The 16400-nt window shown below is 42.7% G+C and carries 16 protein-coding genes and 3 pseudogenes; 4 read left to right on the plus strand and 15 right to left on the minus strand.

Features of this window, described 5'->3' with window-relative positions; all coding sequences use genetic code 11:
• Positions 1 to 249: 249 nt before the first annotated feature.
• From F6J94_RS16080 to F6J94_RS16120, 9 genes and pseudogenes are all read right to left on the minus strand, one after another.
• On the minus strand, positions 250 to 801 hold the full coding sequence (locus tag F6J94_RS16080; protein ID WP_293041958.1) for an SDR family NAD(P)-dependent oxidoreductase: 552 nt from the start codon (positions 799 to 801) through the stop codon (positions 250 to 252).
• Between the two features lie 25 nt (positions 802 to 826).
• Positions 827 to 1231, minus strand: a complete 405-nt coding sequence (locus F6J94_RS16085) for a cupin domain-containing protein (RefSeq protein ID WP_293041961.1) — start codon at positions 1229 to 1231, stop codon at positions 827 to 829.
• Between the two features lie 57 nt (positions 1232 to 1288).
• Positions 1289 to 2026, minus strand: coding sequence for a methyltransferase (locus F6J94_RS16090; RefSeq protein ID WP_293041964.1), 738 nt, complete (start codon positions 2024 to 2026; stop codon positions 1289 to 1291).
• Between the two features lie 258 nt (positions 2027 to 2284).
• Positions 2285 to 3181 (minus strand): formyltransferase family protein, encoded by an 897-nt coding sequence (locus F6J94_RS16095; RefSeq protein WP_293041967.1) that lies wholly within the window; start codon positions 3179 to 3181, stop codon positions 2285 to 2287.
• The gene (locus F6J94_RS16100; RefSeq protein WP_293041970.1) at positions 3178 to 4323 is read right to left on the minus strand and encodes a TauD/TfdA family dioxygenase; all 1146 of its coding nucleotides are present in this window, start codon (positions 4321 to 4323) and stop codon (positions 3178 to 3180) included. Before F6J94_RS16100 ends, F6J94_RS16095 begins: the two co-directional genes overlap by 4 nt.
• 606 nt (positions 4324 to 4929) lie before the next feature.
• On the minus strand, positions 4930 to 5625 hold the full coding sequence (locus F6J94_RS16105; protein ID WP_293041973.1) for a hypothetical protein: 696 nt from the start codon (positions 5623 to 5625) through the stop codon (positions 4930 to 4932).
• A 66-nt stretch (positions 5626 to 5691) separates the two neighbouring features.
• Positions 5692 to 6327, minus strand: coding sequence for a class I SAM-dependent methyltransferase (locus tag F6J94_RS16110; RefSeq protein ID WP_293041977.1), 636 nt, complete (start codon positions 6325 to 6327; stop codon positions 5692 to 5694).
• Positions 6328 to 6392: 65 nt separating this feature from the next.
• Positions 6393 to 6738: pseudogene (locus F6J94_RS16115) on the minus strand (IS1 family transposase); the annotation flags it as partial.
• Positions 6704 to 6967, minus strand: coding sequence for a hypothetical protein (locus F6J94_RS16120; RefSeq protein WP_293028420.1), 264 nt, complete (start codon positions 6965 to 6967; stop codon positions 6704 to 6706). The pseudogene F6J94_RS16115 and the gene F6J94_RS16120, both read right to left, overlap by 35 nt.
• A gap of 249 nt (positions 6968 to 7216) precedes the next feature.
• Between F6J94_RS16120 and F6J94_RS16125 the strand changes: the two genes are divergently transcribed.
• Together F6J94_RS16125 and F6J94_RS16130 are read left to right on the plus strand one after the other, a co-directional pair.
• Positions 7217 to 7432, plus strand: coding sequence for a hypothetical protein (locus F6J94_RS16125; protein WP_293041981.1), 216 nt, complete (start codon positions 7217 to 7219; stop codon positions 7430 to 7432).
• An 11-nt stretch (positions 7433 to 7443) separates the two neighbouring features.
• On the plus strand, positions 7444 to 8808 hold the full coding sequence (locus F6J94_RS16130) for a transposase (RefSeq protein WP_293041984.1): 1365 nt from the start codon (positions 7444 to 7446) through the stop codon (positions 8806 to 8808).
• Between the two features lie 116 nt (positions 8809 to 8924).
• Here the strand turns inward: F6J94_RS16130 and F6J94_RS16135 are convergent, their stop codons facing one another.
• The 5 genes and pseudogenes from F6J94_RS16135 to yidD all read right to left on the minus strand — a co-directional run.
• The gene (locus F6J94_RS16135; protein WP_293041987.1) at positions 8925 to 10466 is read right to left on the minus strand and encodes a site-2 protease family protein; all 1542 of its coding nucleotides are present in this window, start codon (positions 10464 to 10466) and stop codon (positions 8925 to 8927) included.
• A 2-nt stretch (positions 10467 to 10468) separates the two neighbouring features.
• Positions 10469 to 11407 (minus strand): N-acetylmuramic acid 6-phosphate etherase, encoded by a 939-nt coding sequence (murQ, locus tag F6J94_RS16140; protein ID WP_293041990.1) that lies wholly within the window; start codon positions 11405 to 11407, stop codon positions 10469 to 10471.
• A 162-nt stretch (positions 11408 to 11569) separates the two neighbouring features.
• A complete protein-coding gene (locus F6J94_RS16145) occupies positions 11570 to 11941 on the minus strand; it encodes a DUF3110 domain-containing protein (protein ID WP_367142223.1) in 372 nt (123 codons plus the stop codon).
• A gap of 286 nt (positions 11942 to 12227) precedes the next feature.
• On the minus strand, positions 12228 to 12938 hold the full coding sequence (locus tag F6J94_RS16150) for a M15 family metallopeptidase (RefSeq protein ID WP_293028433.1): 711 nt from the start codon (positions 12936 to 12938) through the stop codon (positions 12228 to 12230).
• A 158-nt stretch (positions 12939 to 13096) separates the two neighbouring features.
• Positions 13097 to 13303, minus strand: a pseudogene (gene yidD, locus F6J94_RS16155) (membrane protein insertion efficiency factor YidD); the annotation flags it as partial.
• 62 nt (positions 13304 to 13365) lie between these two features.
• Between yidD and F6J94_RS16160 the strand changes: the two are divergent.
• Complete coding sequence (locus F6J94_RS16160) at positions 13366 to 14073, plus strand: diacylglycerol/polyprenol kinase family protein (protein WP_293041996.1); 708 nt, start codon at positions 13366 to 13368, stop codon at positions 14071 to 14073.
• Positions 14074 to 14170: 97 nt separating this feature from the next.
• A complete protein-coding gene (locus F6J94_RS16165; RefSeq protein ID WP_293042005.1) occupies positions 14171 to 14821 on the plus strand; it encodes a glutathione S-transferase family protein in 651 nt (216 codons plus the stop codon).
• A 179-nt stretch (positions 14822 to 15000) separates the two neighbouring features.
• Here F6J94_RS16165 and F6J94_RS16170 read toward each other — a convergent pair.
• Positions 15001 to 15739, minus strand: a pseudogene (locus tag F6J94_RS16170) (IS1 family transposase).
• Positions 15740 to 16400: the final 661 nt, after the last annotated feature.

Below are 16400 nucleotides of genomic sequence, written 5' to 3' on the forward strand. Positions count from 1 at the left end.
TGATCGTCTGATTTTGGGAATGGCACCATTATCCCCCAACGTTGGGGGAATTTAATTTACTTTTCTCCCCCAGGATTGGGGTTCAGGGGACACAATCATACCCATAATTAGCAACCCCGCTCATACTTCAGACATACCTTACGCTGCATTTACTGAGGATGATTTTGGATATGTTCGACTATAGGAATATGTTGGTATAAACACTCTTTTCTATCAGTTTACTACAATTTAATTATTTTTCGGAGATGTCTAATAGGCTAGTATGCCATCAGCAGCGAAGTTACGAGCAATACTTTTAGTTAATTTACTCAATGCTGCTTTGGAGGCTGCATAGTGCATATACTCTGGGGTGTCACCACGATGAGCTGCACGACTAGAGATGTTAACAATAATTCCTCCTCCCTTGGACTTAAAGTGTTCTATGGCGCGTCTGGTGATGGAACTAACAGCAATCAGGTTAACTTCAAGAGTTTTCAGCCATTTCTCTTCCCAGACTGAGGGATTATCATCCAAGCTGAGTTCGGTCATGATGGCGGCATTATTGACAACACCATCCAGGGAATATCCCAGATTAAGAATTTCCTCCACTAATTCTTGTCCTGCTTGGGGCTGGGATAAATCTTTTTGAATGACAACACAATCAGTTTTTGCTTCGGAGGCTAACTTCTGGGCTTGCTCAACATGAGAATTACAGTGGAGCACAACTCGCGCTTCTGAAGCAATAAGACATTGGGCAATGGAGTAGCCGATTCCAGTTCCCGCTCCTGTTACCAGAAATGTTTTTTCTGCGATCTTGATCATTGCATTAGTTCCATTAGGTTAAGATTCAGGATTTCTGGCTAGGAAAGAAATCTGGTTTCCAATCTGCAGGCACTTCTCCCACTTCATTCTTAAAATCATGAAAGCTGTTTGGCGAAGAAATGGCTATAAAGTGTAGGTCATTGCTTGATTCATTCCTAATTTGATGCAGCGCTCCCGGAGATATTAGTATGCCATCACCCGAATTAAGAACATGTGTTGTGTTCTCAATTACTATAGATGCTTCACCCTCAAGTATAAAGAAAAACTGTTGGGCAACTTCGTGGTAATGTTCTACTCCCCTGCTGTTGGGAGGCATAATTTCCTGTGCAACGGTTAAATTGTCATTGGCTAATAAATGCCATCCTTGACAGCCAGTTCCCCATTGAAAATTTTCGGCAGTAGCTTTATTGATATTTGCGTGGTTTGACATTGCTTTTTTATCTTAAATCGAAAGTTACTTTAGCATGAGCAAAACTTAGGAGTTTACTCATGCTTTCTTGGCACGGATAAAATATAACTGCTGATAGAGATTGCCCTCTTGTTCTAGAAAGGGGGAGGGTTCTCCTTCTAGATATGCTAGTTTTTGATAGCTTTGGACAAACTCTATGTGATAGTTAGCTAAGGCAACATTAATTCTGTGGACAACAGCCCAATTGGCATCACCCCGCTCTTCCCAGTTAATACAATAGTCTAAAGGATTGTCACTATCGCTTTGAATTCCTTTTCCCCAGTATTTTTCCATTAACCTATGGGTTAGTCTGGGGCCATTTTTACTGGTGGCGATGAAGAGAATTTCCCCTCCTGGTGCCAGGTAGGAACTACCTTGGGTAATTAAAGTGTCCATTACTAGCCTGCCGCGATCGCCATTGCGGTTCCATTCTTCACCCCGAAATTGGTCAGCAAACTTCAGCCTTGCTTGCAATTTTTCCTCCGTATCAGGTAGTGCTGGCGGGTTGAGATAAATGCGATCAACTTTCCCTTCAATCTCTCGATTCCCTTGAATTGCAGCAAAGCAGTTAGACTCAAAACTTTGGAAATCCTTTGGGTTAAGACCATTCAATTCCCAATTGCTTCCTTGCAGGGTAACGGCATAAGGGTTTAATTCCGTGCCAATTACCTGAGCTGCACCACCTTTTCCGGCGACTATGCCAAACATGCCTAAGCCACCAGCAAAATCCATCACCACCTTGCCCCTACAATCATCAGCAGCTACTGGCTCACACATTGTGAGGGAAAATAGTGAAGAAGGTGTCCAAGCATTAGGATGGGTTTCTAGTAAAATATCTAAGTCATTACTGAGATGATATTTGACAATCGTGCCCGCCTCTAAAGACTGATAATCAATGTTACTGTCCGAATCGTAGGTAATAATTGTTTTTTTTGCACATAAATCTTTGTCTGTTTCTAAATTTAGCTCGGGAGTTTTAATTAATTCTATTTGTACTCGGTAAAGCTACACTAATTGGAAAGTTTAAACTGTTTTTTATAGGGAATAATATGCTAGGATTTCGAAAAGTTCACTGTAAGAAAATAGTTCTATTCCCAAATCCTCCATTTGATTAACTTCTTGGTAAGTGGGAGTACGATAATATGTTCTTTTACTAAGATCCTGTTTTCCCTCCCAAGAAAAAGGAAAAGAATATCCTTGAGCTAACTCATCGATGTATTCTAAAAAGATTTGGGCACCTTTTTTGTAAATCAAACATAAATTTTTTAGATAGCTGTAGTTTTTATTAAGATCTACAGAGTAAGCTCCTATGATGCTACCTGTATCAATTCCTTCCTCAACAATATGTAAAGTTCCGTAAAGAGATTTTCCTTCAGCCATATCCCACAAGGAACACCACACGCCAGCACGTTCAGGAAGTTTTGATGAGTGAATATTGAAAATCTTCCCCACACCATACTCACTTGCTACTTTAATAATTTCTGAACTGATGATTAGATTGTTCCTTACAGACAAACTAATGTAAGGTTCATGTTCTTGATAAATAGCAATAATTTTATCCTGTTCTTCTCTGTTTTTAGTACTTTTGATGCGATATAATTCGCATTCGTACTGTCTCGCCAGTTGATTGAATGTCATCAAATGGCATTTTTTATTGCCTAGATTTTTTTCAATGCAAGGAAAAACTATGTTACGGATATAATCTTTAGTAAAAAAATTAAACTTAGACAATTTTTCGACTTGGCTTTCTGCTTTTCTCGATACTTTTTGTGACAAAAATATATTAATTTTAAAGTTTCTATTGCTCAAAAAAGGAAGCAAATAATTTAGAACTATATTAGCGATCATATCTTCGTTACAAAAAATAATCATATTTTTATGCTGATTATTCTTGTCCCTTTCTTGCCTAAAATTGTGTTCAAAATTATTCATATTATTCTTGTCATTACTTGTCTATTAAGATCCTCGCTTCTGAGTTTACTCTCTAAGTTTTCTGGATAGTTCTCGGGACTAAGGTGAGCAAGTTTAGATAGAATGTCTCTTTGTGTTTTCCAGGCCAATTCATCTTGTAAATACGCCTCAAAACTTTGGCTTGTAACCACCTTTTCTAGTTCTTTGTTTCCAGTAAAATAAATTCCCTGGTCGAGGGGATTGGCAGTATTATTATCGAAAGTCCAACGCAGAACTTTTCTAATCTTGGTTTCGGAGTTAGTAAATTCTTCTCTACCATGAAAAGCGACTAAGTTTGCCAGCACTAAACTTTCCCTAAGTTCTTCTAGCAAAACGCTTGTGTAATTCTCTGGATTTTTATTAAAATTCCAGATCCAATCCATTGCTATTTTCGTCAGGGCGTTTTTACACTTATAGTCAACATCGCCATCGGCGCGATAACCCGTTGTAATGCATCTTTTTTCCTTATGGTAATTAATAATTGGTTTACTAAGATGACCATCCGTTCCTTCCCTAAAAAAGGTAACAGCATCTGCTTCTTTTAAAACAGCTAGATAAGGCAAAGGAATAGCATTTAAAAGATGCTGTCCACTCGCCACACGAGTTTCCCCTCCTGATTGAGCATTTTGTAGGACTGTAAACACCACCCAATCAGGAACGACTTTTAAGAATGTGCCGTCTTGATGGACTTCTAGATGACCGTTGTATTTATTACCCTTAACACGATCAGCTAGATTGGCCATCATCAAAACATCATTTTCTTTAAAATCAACGCCATAGTCAGCGAACACTTTTCTGGCTAAAGCATTCTCATTTGATTCTATTTTGCCAGAATTACTATAGGGTTGTCGCACTTGTTTCCCGAGCAATAAATGCAACTGATTTCGCCATTCCTTAAAACGTCGATTATCTAATAACGCATCATTTTCGTGAGTACGGAGAACAAAAAAACCATATAGATGTGTCAATAGCTGCACGTCCCGGCGAATTCCATCATCTGAAAGCTTTCCCCTAGCAGGAATCTGAATAGTTAAATCTTTTTTTGTTAATTTCCTGGGTTGATATAAAAAATCGTAATTGTTCTTTACAAAATTCCATTTATTGATGTAATCCTCTAGATCCATTGTTATTCCCTTGACATTCCTAACATTAATATTTTTTATATTTCAAGTTTTCTCTTGATGTTGAGAGGCTTTAACTACAGCCTTAGCTTTAACTACAGCCTTAATAGTATCATCATTTGCCTTTATTTCAATTATTTCTCTTGTAACTTTAACAGATTGGTGTCACCTGTCAACATAAGATTTTATTAACTTTATAAAGTTTTGTTGATTTAAGTAACAAAAACACTTTAGCCCACCGCTACGGGGAGGGTGCATCTAATTTTTGCTGGGGGGGCGACATGAATGGCTATAAAGCTGACAGAACAAGCGCGGGTTGACTGACAAAACTAATCAACCACGTACTGGTACGTTTGTATTTTGAATTCCAGTCGATAGTCGTTTATCCTGAAGGGGTGACATGGAAGCTAGAATGTAGCCAAAATAAGGGACCTAGCTCTTATACCTCGTAAATAATACTCCAGTTTATTGGGATTTTACTTCATTAACTCCTTCACCAAATCCCAACACGACTCCATAAAACTCACCCAAGTTTGACCATATAAGCTGACGGGGCGACAAGCGCCCCGTCAGGAAAACGACTGTAATATTTACTTTATCAAAAGTCTCTCAAACCAGCACTAATAAAGACTCGAAATTATTCAATTTCTTAGCTTCATTATTATTAGCATATCCATAGACGCGAGGAAGTTGCTTAGTGCTTAAAAGTACTTTTATGACCTCAGAGTTGGATACATTACTTAGGTTTCTGCCAGAAAGAAGGGCAGTAATGGCAGCAATCCCCAATGCCTGACCAACACCAGCATTAAATTCGACAATTCTACCAGCGGATGAAGCAAACCCTTGAAACCCAGAACCAGGACTGACAAGGGCTAAATTAGGAAATGCCTTAATTTGGGGATGCTGGATGCCTATGTTGAAAATTGGCTTACTAAAACTTACACTTTTAAACCCGTTCTCAGAGGCTCTGGTACCAAGACCTTCGATACCCCCGCGCACATCAAAATGATAGCCAAAGTTTCCTAAAGCGCACCAATTGGGTGTGCCACCTAAGAGCATTTGGGATCCATAGAGAGGGTCTACTACACCAGTAATATTGCCTGCATGGAAGATATTATAAAGCTCAGATGCAGGCTTAACGGCTTTCGCTCCGATACCTTTGAGCCAAGTTTCCACGAAATTCATCTCTTCGAGAATCTTAGCAGAGGGTTTAGCACCTCCTTGAGCTAATTCCTCTGCTTCAGTGCCATTGACCTTACAGAGGAGGGCATTCCAGGACAGCCTACCCCCTGGAAGAATTGCCACATTTCCTTTTAATTTTCCAGGTGGGATATTTTCTCCTTAAGCAGACAAACGGTAATCTTAGCCTGATCAGTACTTATTTGCTACAACGAGATAGCTACCATAGATTGACATCAACGGAAAATGCCAACCTAAATACTGGGATACCCTACCTGATCCATATAATTTAACTCCTGAGAATCCATGCATTTGCAATCTCAATCGCAGAACTTCTGGAAAATGCTGAGTTAAATGGCTGACACCGTAAACTGACATTCCAATGATTTTATTTTTTATGTAATTAGGATTGGGAGTGGTAAGCAACAGCCTTCCGCCAATCTTCAACACTCTTTGGAATTCACATAATGTTTTATCTACATCGGCAGGATACAGGTGTTCAAGAAACTCACCAGCAGTAATCACATCAAAAAATCGATCTTCCATAGGTATGTCTGTTGAAAGACCATAGACTTTTTGTGAATAGCACTCAGGCAAAACATCTAATCTTTCTTGTACACAATCAAGACCAAATAATGTCAGGTTCGGGTTCAACTCCTTAAAACGTAATCCACCTCTACCCGTATTGCAACCTACGTCAAGAATCTTTACAGCTCCTTTATGAAAAAAACTGAAGAACTGTTCGTACCTTTTCAAGGTAAAAGGGTCGTGTTCTGAACGATTTTGTTGAACATTCTGAACTTCGTACTTCTTATGCAGATTGACCATGTTTCCTTCTCCAATTCAACATAGAAATGACTAAACTCCAAAGCGTTACTGAATTACCGGATGAATCAGGGATAGACAGGTATGTGCCTCGGTGGCACCGGCACCTCCCAAAACTTCAGGTAATGCACTAACAGTCCGATCGAATGCTTCAGCATTTCTATTGACTTCGAGTCACACAAAGTCTTGGGATGTAGCCGAGCCAGATAGTGCCTCAATCGAGTGAAATCACCCTAGACTCGGGTCATATACAACGGGTTGACGATATCTGGTCACCATCGATGGATGTAGTTGGGATACACATTGAAACCATCTGTAACATAGAAGAAACACTCCCACAAACCCTTCGTACGCCCACACCAGTTCAAAGGTCATTGTACTACGCTCTCCGATTCCGTAAGCTAGAATACCAGTCAATAGTCAGTTTCTCGGGTTTCTTTTTCCCAGGTGGTGTTAAAGCCAGTAGCAGGTCGAGTTGTAGTCTAGTTAAGACCTCCACCGCCGCAGAGTGAGGAGCATTTCGCTGTAGAGCTGACGGCTGACGGCTGACGGCTGAATGCTTACGTTGAAATCCCTGGTAAGCGAGTTTAATTAAGGTCTCAGGGAGAAGTGTACATTGGTTAATTTGGGAAGTAGATTGCATAGTGAGACTTAAATTAAATGAGGTAGACAAGTTTGGGATTTTAGGGAATAGCAATACATCGCTTTTTTACCATTATTCCAAAATTTGCTCATTGTGTGTAACTAGGATTAACTAATGTTGAAGTTTCCCCCAAGAAGCATGTAAATCTCAATCTAACCTACACCCAACGCCTATGGTAAACAACCTAACAACCTTGGCCAAAAGGCCACGCGATCGCTGAAAGCGGGACTTCGTCCATCGCGTTCAACCTTGGCCAAAAGGCCACGCGCTTCGCAGCAAAGCGGGACTTCGTCCATCGCGTTCAACCTTCAACCTAACAACCTTGGCCAAAAGGCCACGCGATCGCTGAAAGCGGGACTTCGTCCATCGCGTTCAACCTTCAACCTAACAACCTTCAACCTAACAACCTTCAACCCTGACTGCCTGACAGAAGTTCTCGAAAGCCTACAAGAACGGGATCTTTAAAAGCTCAGCTTATGCCCGCACTCGGACTAGGATTCGTTGGTGTTCGCGTAGCGTCGGGCTTTGCCCGAATCGCTACCGACAATCCAAGGGCTATCGAGATCTTCAACTGTTTGCCGGAGCACCCTTGGTGCTGGGGACAAGGTTTTGAGTCAAAAAGGGTAGAGTGGCATCAGAAGCTAGAGTTACTACAAAAACAGCCTTTTCTGATGTCAAACTCTACCCGTCTCTATAGTCAACTATTGGACCTCCTGCGTCAATATAGTAACTACTGCGATTTGCGTCACCTCAAAGTCCTCGCCTGGATGGTTAGCGGCCTGATCTGTAGTGGTCAGCTTAGCTTACCCGCTTGGGAGCCTTACGTTCAATGCCGCGCCCAAAAAGCTCAGAGTGTGGAACGTCGTTGGAGTAGATTTCTTGTCAACAACCGAATTAGGGTAGAAGCGCTCTATGTACCTTTGGTACTGGTAGCCTTGAGAGGCTGGCAAAATCATCGTCTCTATTTAGCCTTAGACACCACAGTATTATGGAATCGCTACTGTATGATTCATTTATGTGTAATTTGTTGTGGTCGAGCAGTGCCTCTGTTCTGGCGGGTGCTAGAACATAGCAGCGCCACTGTAAAGTTCCGGGAGTACAAACCACTGTTGCGGAAAGCCCGGTGGTTCTTACGTAGTCACCCCGATGTGATGCTGTTAGCGGATCGAGGCTTTGCCAATCATAACCTGATGAGTTGGTTGCAAGCCAGTGGTTGGCATTACTGCCTACGGCTCCCTAGTGATTTACTGCTCCATGGCCCCCGCCGCTATCCCCTTGAATTGAGTTATCTTTGGCCGACCTTAGGAGAAGCGGCATTCTATCACAATGTAGGCTTGTGGGAAGATGGAAAGTATCATTGTAACTTGGTACTGGCTACTGTCAAAGGTGTCAAAGAACCCTGGGCAGTTATTACTGATGAATCTCCTACTTTGAAAACCTTGTGGCAATACGCAGAGCGGTTTCGGGTCGAAGAGTTGTTTCTCGATAGCAAATCAGGAGCTTTTGAACTGGAAGATTCTCGGATTAACTCCCCCGAAGCTCTCGAACGCTTATACTTAGTGGCCGCTGTAGCTCTCCTTTACAGCACTACTCAAGGTCTGGCCGTACAACTTGCTGGCTTGCGTCAACAAGTTGATCCCCATTGGCGGCGAGGCATCAGTTATCTCAAAATAGGTCTACGCTGGCTCAAGGGGGTTCTCAACAAAGGACGCCAATTGTTAACCCCTGTGTTCTTGTTACCCCGCGACCCGCAACCTTGCTTTGCTTCTTTGAAGGCTGAGCAGCATTACTACGACCGAATCTGGTTTACTCGTATTCGCTCGAAGCACTGCACCCCTTGATGACTGCCATTTTCCAAGATGTGTCAGGCAGTCAGCCTTCAACCTTCAACCTTGGCCAAAAGGTCACGCGCTTCGCAGCAAAGCGGGACTTCGTCCATCGCGTTCAACCCTTGAAATTAGCCCCCAATTCCCAGCCTTCCTGCCAAAGCGGAATTAATGGGAATCAGAGTTGCAACCATTAAAAATAATGCCAATAACCCCCACAATGCTCGAGTATCATCGAGTTCGGTAATTTCATTGAGGCTAGGACGTTCTAAACTCCGCTGCAAGAACAAAATCAAGATTCCCCAGTACAAAATGATGGGATTGGCTGGATTGATTAAGGCCAGAATCCCCAAAATTACTAAGGTGGCAATGGTAGTAAGTCGAGCAGTTTTGCGTCCGTAGATAGCTTGGACAATTCGCCCACCATCGAGTTGTCCTGCTGGCATTAGGTTCAAAGCTGTTATGGTTAAACCTAGCCAACCGACAATGGTGAGAGGGTGAACATCCACTAAAGACTCTTGGAGAGCACTACCAAGCACTAACTTTGCCAGCCCTCCGACTAAAATGGACGCTTGGAAGAATTCCGCTGGCACCTGAAAGGCACTGCCTTGATGAGAAAGGAATAATCCCGCCATCAGCATCACTAGAGACACTACACCACCTACGGCTGGTCCAGCTATAGAAATATCAAATAATACTTTTCGATTGGGTAATAATGATTCGAAGCGAACCATAGCACCAAATGAGCCGATTTGCAAGCTGGGAAGGAAAAAGGGTATGCTGAGGCGAACGTCGTGAGCTTTGGCTTGCCACCAGTGACCGAGTTCATGGGTAATCAGAACTATCCAAATTCCGATGGTAATCGGTAAGGCTTCCCGAAACCGTTCTGGTTCACTGAATAAATCAAACTCAAGCAGTAACCCAGATACTTCTAAAGTGGTGAAAAATGTGGCAATTACCAGAACCAGGGCTAATATTTTTTGCGCAACTGTAGTGGTTCGTGGGTCATTGGTACTGGGCAAGACAATGACAACTGGTTTCCCTTCTGGATTATCGACTAAAAATAGCCGATAGCGATCGCTTAATTTTTCCTTTAGATTAGCTGACAAACGAGAATGTACAACTTCTGCATCGTTTCCCCGCAGATTGCCTGTAAAAATTGCCCCTTCCTGATATTTTATAGTTTCCGTCGCAAAGAAGGTATCAATCCCAAAAATCTCTTTAATCAGTTGTAGGTCTTCATCAGGAATTGTAGCTACTCCGATCCTGGTAGTATTCGGACCCTCGGATACGGCAGTTAAATTGTTGTAAGCTGCACTATCTTGCTCCTCAGACTTTTGGGCATCTTTGCTTTGTTGTTGATCCTCGAACAGTTTGGTGGCACGCTCCCGCCAAACCTCATCTTGACCTGCTGCACGTAAGAGCCTGCCCAAGTAGATGTATAGGCCGGTTGAAGCGAGTAGCAGAAATAGGATCCCAACGATATTCAGGTAAATTCCCATGCTGACTAAGCCAAAGAATAATAGCCAGGGCAGTGTCAATACTACTGACTGCAACCAGGCTAAAATTCCCAGCTTGCCGTAAGAACGAGCGCGGTTATAGCCCCAACCTAGAACACCAAGGGCTACAAGTATGATTACCAAAGTGACAGTAGTCTGTGATCCGTTAAACATTATCAATTCAATTTTGATGGAGTACTAGTTTGTTTCCAACTTTGGAGAGCGGCTCTGAGATCACTTTGGTTTTGCTGTAGGAAGCTGGCTCCCTCTACTTGGTCTAATCCTGTCCAGTACATTAGTAGCGCTAGTTTTACCTGGCGTCCACTGCGCTCTAGTAAGTGAGCGCAGTCTTCTCGGCTGAGGTTGGTCAGGTCTTTGAGGATGCGCAGGGCTCGGTCATGAAGTTTCTTGTTGGTCACTGCCACATCTACCATGCGATTGCCGTAGACTTTGCCAAGCTTTACCATGGCTCCAGTGGAAAGGATATTCAAGGCCATTTTAGTGACAGTACCGGCTTTGAGGCGAGTAGAGCCAGCTAGGATTTCCGGACCAACTAGCAGCCGAATATCGATATCAGCATCAATACTGACCTGTTCAGGGGGGACACAAGCGATCGCAATAGTGGTTGCGCCCCGCCGTCGTGCCTCTTGGAGTGCGCCGTGGACAAAGGGTGTGGTACCACCTGCGGTAATGCCTACCACCACATCTAGGTCATGTACCCGGCGATGGGCGATCGCTTTTGCACCATCTTCCTGTCGGTCTTCCAAATCTTCAGAACTCCGCACCAATGCCCCTGCTCCTCCAGCAATGATCCCTTGGACTAGGTCTGGGGGTGTACAAAAGGTGGGGGGACATTCGGCAGCATCGAGGACTCCCAAGCGTCCACTGGTACCAGCCCCCACGTAGAAGAGGCATCCTCCTTGACGCAATGCCTTTGCTGTGCAGTCAATGGCTTGAGCTAGCTGGCTACGAGCTGCTGCGATCGCATCTAGGGTTTTGGTATCTTCTTGATTAAATAGATCGACTAACTCTAGGGATGTCAGCTGGTCAAGGTTCTGACTATTGGGATTAATCTGTTCGGTCAGTAGATGTCCCCGTTGTTCTAAATTTTGCATTATTTATTTAGTCATTGGTTGAAGGTTGAAGGTTATTTGGTTGAAGCTTGAACCGTTGACGGTTGTTCGCCTTTGCCGATTCGGTGTCTGGTAGGTTGTTTGGTTGTTTGGTTTACCGGTCAAGGGGGACAGTTAAAAAGTATTCCTCAAATTTTTATCAGTTTACAATAAATTTTCCAACTGACGGCGAATGCGGTCTAGCTCTGATATTTCTGGTTCTTCGGTTTTATTGACGTCAGGTTGCCAATCAGTCTTTTCTAGATTTGTTTCCGGTGGCATGGCCAACATTCCTTCAGTAACCAACTCCGAGTCATAACCAGCCGATTGGCAAAACTCTTCAATCTCTTCTAGATCGATAGCTTCCACGGTTGCTGTTGGGAAATCCTGGGCTTCGAGCAATAAAGCAAAGCGGGTAGCATCGTCTTCCTCTTCAAACATCAATACCGTTTGCTTATCGCCAATTTGGATGGTGTGAATTCCCTCGTTTTCTGTCCGGGCATTAAATAAAAGGACGTATACTTGCTTAGGTGCCATCATAAATCTTATATAACCTTAAGTAATCGTTATTTTTTAATTGTTTTTATAGGATATCTGATACCATTTTGCTTTAATGCCAGGGAGAGATAGCAGGAGGGCCAAGAGAGGCAAGAGGGGCAATAAAAAATGGTCTATTTGTAGCATTCTTTGAGCTACTTGATTAACAATTCCACTACAATGCCACTGCTAAACCATCTTAGCAGCAACTGAGCTATCACCACGCTCCCCACTTAGCACGCTCCCCACTTAGGACTGACCGACTCTCCGACTCAGTACTCAGGACTCAACATGCTCCGCAGTCAACACCACCATATCGTGCGATCAAGGTATTGGTTGAATCTTCTTGATTGCGCAGCCAAGCCCACATTTGGTCTCCGAGGCAAAAATGCCACCACTCTCTAGGATGACACCGGAACCCAGCCGAGTACATTAAATTTTTTAACAGCTGTCGATTGTGATGATAAGGCAAGTCTTGCTGATTGGCGTAATAATCGGGATGGGAGCGTGGTGAGACTTCATCAATCTCAGAGCCCATATCAATGGTTTCACCAGTAGCATCCACCAGGGTAATATCTAACGCACCACCTGTACTGTGAGGGGGTGGAGTCATAGGGTTAGAGCTGGGTACTGCCCAAAATTGATAGACTTGTTCCCAAATGGCTTGCTGTTGTTTTTCCGATAGGGTGGTTGGGTTGAGTTGTTGGGCCTGAGCTACTTCAGCAAAGGTATGGTCAACCATGAATTGTTGGACTTCTACCGGTCGATAGCCATCAAAAATCTGGATGCGCCAACCTGGATGCTGCTGTTGGAGTTGGCTTTGAGCCACAAAGAGTGCTTCTATCACACTCTGGCGCAGATAATAAGGGGAAGCTTTACCATAAGGTGCCCCCAGTTTTTGGTAGGGATGAGGGGTACGAGCGGCAAATTGTTCTAAGGGAATGGGGATGAGGGGTTCTCCACACTCTACAATTGGGATTTGCTGATAAGGTTTCATAAGTTATAGCAGTTATCAGTTTTTTCAGCATACTCAAACCACAAGAGTCACTACTTCTTCTCTGTTCCCTGTTCCCTGTTCCCTGTTTCCTGTTCCCTGTTCCCTGTTCCCTGTTCAACACTTCTAGATTTATCGCTATTACCATTAGGATAAACGTCAGGCACGGGATCATAACCTCCTGGATAGAGAGGATGACACCGTAGAATACGCCGAATGCCTAGCAAACCGCCCCGAAAGACACCAAACCGCTCAATGGCTTGGATAGCATACTGGGAACAGGTTGGTTGAAAGCGACAGACTGGGGGAAATAGGGGGGAAATAAACGCTCGATAGCCTCGAATTAGCCAAATAAGTAAAAATTTCATGTAATGGTCACCCCATCTAATACAGTAATAAATAAGTTTTACAGTATGCTGCCATCAGATCCTTGTTTAATTCTGTACCCTCGATAGAATCAATACCAACCCTATGGCTGCAAATTGCACTGATTGCTGTCGGTCTCGGTGCGATTGTGCTGCTGGCGGAAACACTACATCAGCGCACCGCCCGGGATTCAGAAATTACCCGTAAAATTGTTCACATTGGCACGGGTAACGTTATTTTAGTGGCTTGGTGGCTACAAATACCTGCCTGGGTAGGTATTTTGGCCTCAGTTATCGCTGGTGCGATCGCTCTTTTGTCCTATTACATTCCTATTTTGCCTGGTATTAACAGCGTTGGGCGCAAAAGCCTAGGCACTTTCTTCTATGCTGTCAGTATTGGTGTCGTGATTGCCTGGTTTTGGCCATTACAACAATTCCAGTATGCCGCTATTGGTATTTTAGTGATGGCATGGGGAGATGGACTGGCAGGACTGATTGGTCAGAAATTTGGTCAACATCCCTATCAGGCTTGGGGGATGCAAAAAAGCTGGGAAGGGTCTGGAACCATGGCGGTAACTAGCTATGTAGTCAGTAGCCTGATCCTTTTCGCTGTTCAAGGTAATGTCTGGCAAACCTGGTTGATGTCAATTGCGATCGCATTCTTTGCCACAGTCTTAGAAGCCTTCTCCAAGTTCGGTATTGATAATCTCACAGTTCCTATCGGTAGTGCAGCAGTAGGGTTCTTTTTAAGTCAAATCCTCACCTTGGGTTAAAGGGTTCTTGAAATAGATCAGTTTATGAGCTTGTGCTTGAAAGTAGATATTAAACTAAGAATAAATCAAACGTTGATAGTAAGCGAGAATTGAGTTAATGTTACAGTTTTACAATAATCCTATGTCCAACAATGCCCGACGGGTATGGATTGCTTTATTAGAAAAACAGATTGAATTTGAGCCTGTTGAAATAAAATTAGATGGTGATCAATTTACGCCAGAATTTATTGAAATCAATCCTTTTAATCACGTTCCAGTCCTAATCGATGATGGATTTAAAGTGATAGAATCCTTAGCCATCTTAGATTATTTAGAAGCTAAATATCCAACTCCTGCTCTTATGCCCACTGACCCCCAAGCTATTGCTACAGTGAGGATGATAGAACTGGTCAACGTCAATGAGCTTGCTCCTGCTATCGTAACATTTATGCGCCATAATTTGGAGATTGAAGTAGAAGCAAAAAAATTAGAACAAGCTCAAAAACAAGTTGCCACAGTGATGAAATTTTATAGCGAAAAATTGGGCGATAAAAACTACTTTGTAGAAGGGCAATTTACGGTAGCCGATATTGTCGCCGGTTTGTCGGTATATTTTCTGAACAAGATCGGCGTTTCTTTAGCTGACTATCCCTCAGTTCAAAATTGGCAAACAGCTTTACAGCAACGGGAAAGTTGGCAGCAAGTTCAACCAACACCAGAAGAGTTTGAAATGTTTAAAGCAAAGGTGAAAGCAATTTTGTCACGGTAAACCACTAGAAAATTGGCAACCCCTGAGTTAATGGGAGTAGGGAGTAGGGAGTAGGGAGTAGGGAGTTATGAGAACCGCTACATTACCACATGACCTGGATCACGGTGTTCGCTCCCAGCTTAAATCATCCCGTCAATAGGCAACCTCATTTCCATGGCGTTGCATCTGTGCGGGATGATTTAAGCTGGAACAGGAACACTACCATGATGGAGGTAATGTAGTAACAATTTTACTGATAGTTTCAGCATTTCTACTGATTTGGATGGGACAGAGGGTTTTTCTTTTCAAACGAACATGCGGAGTGTCTAAGACGAGTATTTTCTCACCGGTGCGCTTTCCGTAGGCGAATTAAATTCGCCACGGGTCGCACCGCTTCCATACGAGTCATGTAGGTTTTGAGGACTAAGTGGTCACAATCATTGATAAAACAAGGATATACCTTGTAACCATCTGTCACATAGAAAAAAGATTCCCATCCTCTCAAGATTTTCCACAGAGGTCTAAATGTTAGTAATGAGTGATCCCCAAGTCCCCAAGCTAAAATTCCTGGCTTCCAATGATTCACGGCTGTCCAGAGCCACAATTTTTTTTTTTTTACCCACAAAAGTTTGTAGCTCATCAATTTCAGTTATTTCAGGTATTTCTGAAACTTTTGGGGTATCTGGTATAGGAATCGCTACTTTTTTAACCCACCGAATTACGGTATTATGGTTTACCCCTGTGATTCTTTCAATAGCTCGGAATCCTAACCCGTTTACATACATTTTAAAACAATATTCCTTAATCTTGGATGGATATCCTTAAGTCGAATAGGTTTCGACGAACTGACGACCACAATCAAAACAATTGGTAATTTTGTTTACCTCGACGGTGACCGTTTTTACGAATTTGGCAACATTGGCATCTAGGACATTTCATATCCTTATTATCCAAATCATCCCGCAATGATGCAACGCCGAAAATTTTGTTACCTAATGTGGTTATATTCTAAATAACTTATCAAAAAATCCTCTTTTGCAACGAGATTTTCTATCTAGAATGGCCTTACCAAACCGTTCTAGACTCAAGGGAGACCAAAAAGACCATTTAGGACGAAAGGTAGTTATTAATACTTCTAAATTAAGATAAACTAGTGGGAAAAATATGAGCCCAATTAGATTGACTGTAAGTGTGATTATTAGACCCAACATTTCAGGGAGATTCAAAAGAGTTACAATTAATCTTGTGTTTATAGCAAGTGCTACATATAAAGTCGCAAATTTATAAATTTGAGTGTATCCTTTGTTTTGATAAATAGTGCTTTTGTTAATACAATAACCGCATTTCTTATTATAAAATTCACATTCCAACCCTTGACGGATAAAGTTTATGAGAGCAGCGCAACAATTATTTTTACCCACGTTCTCCATGCCAGCAGTTTTGGTAGAAGTTGGTTTTCTAACCGGCTATGAAGACTCAGCTAAACTGAAAACTGCCGGCATGGAGGTTTTCCTGAGCACATAAAACCTCGCCCGTCGGGTACGTCGGTCACTAACATCCACGCTCCGCAAGATAGTGTAGTGGATGGTTTGGGCAAGAC

Origin of the sequence: Moorena sp. SIO1F2 (assembly GCF_010672755.1) — a bacterium.
Taxonomy (GTDB): Bacteria; Cyanobacteriota; Cyanobacteriia; order Cyanobacteriales; family Coleofasciculaceae; genus Moorena.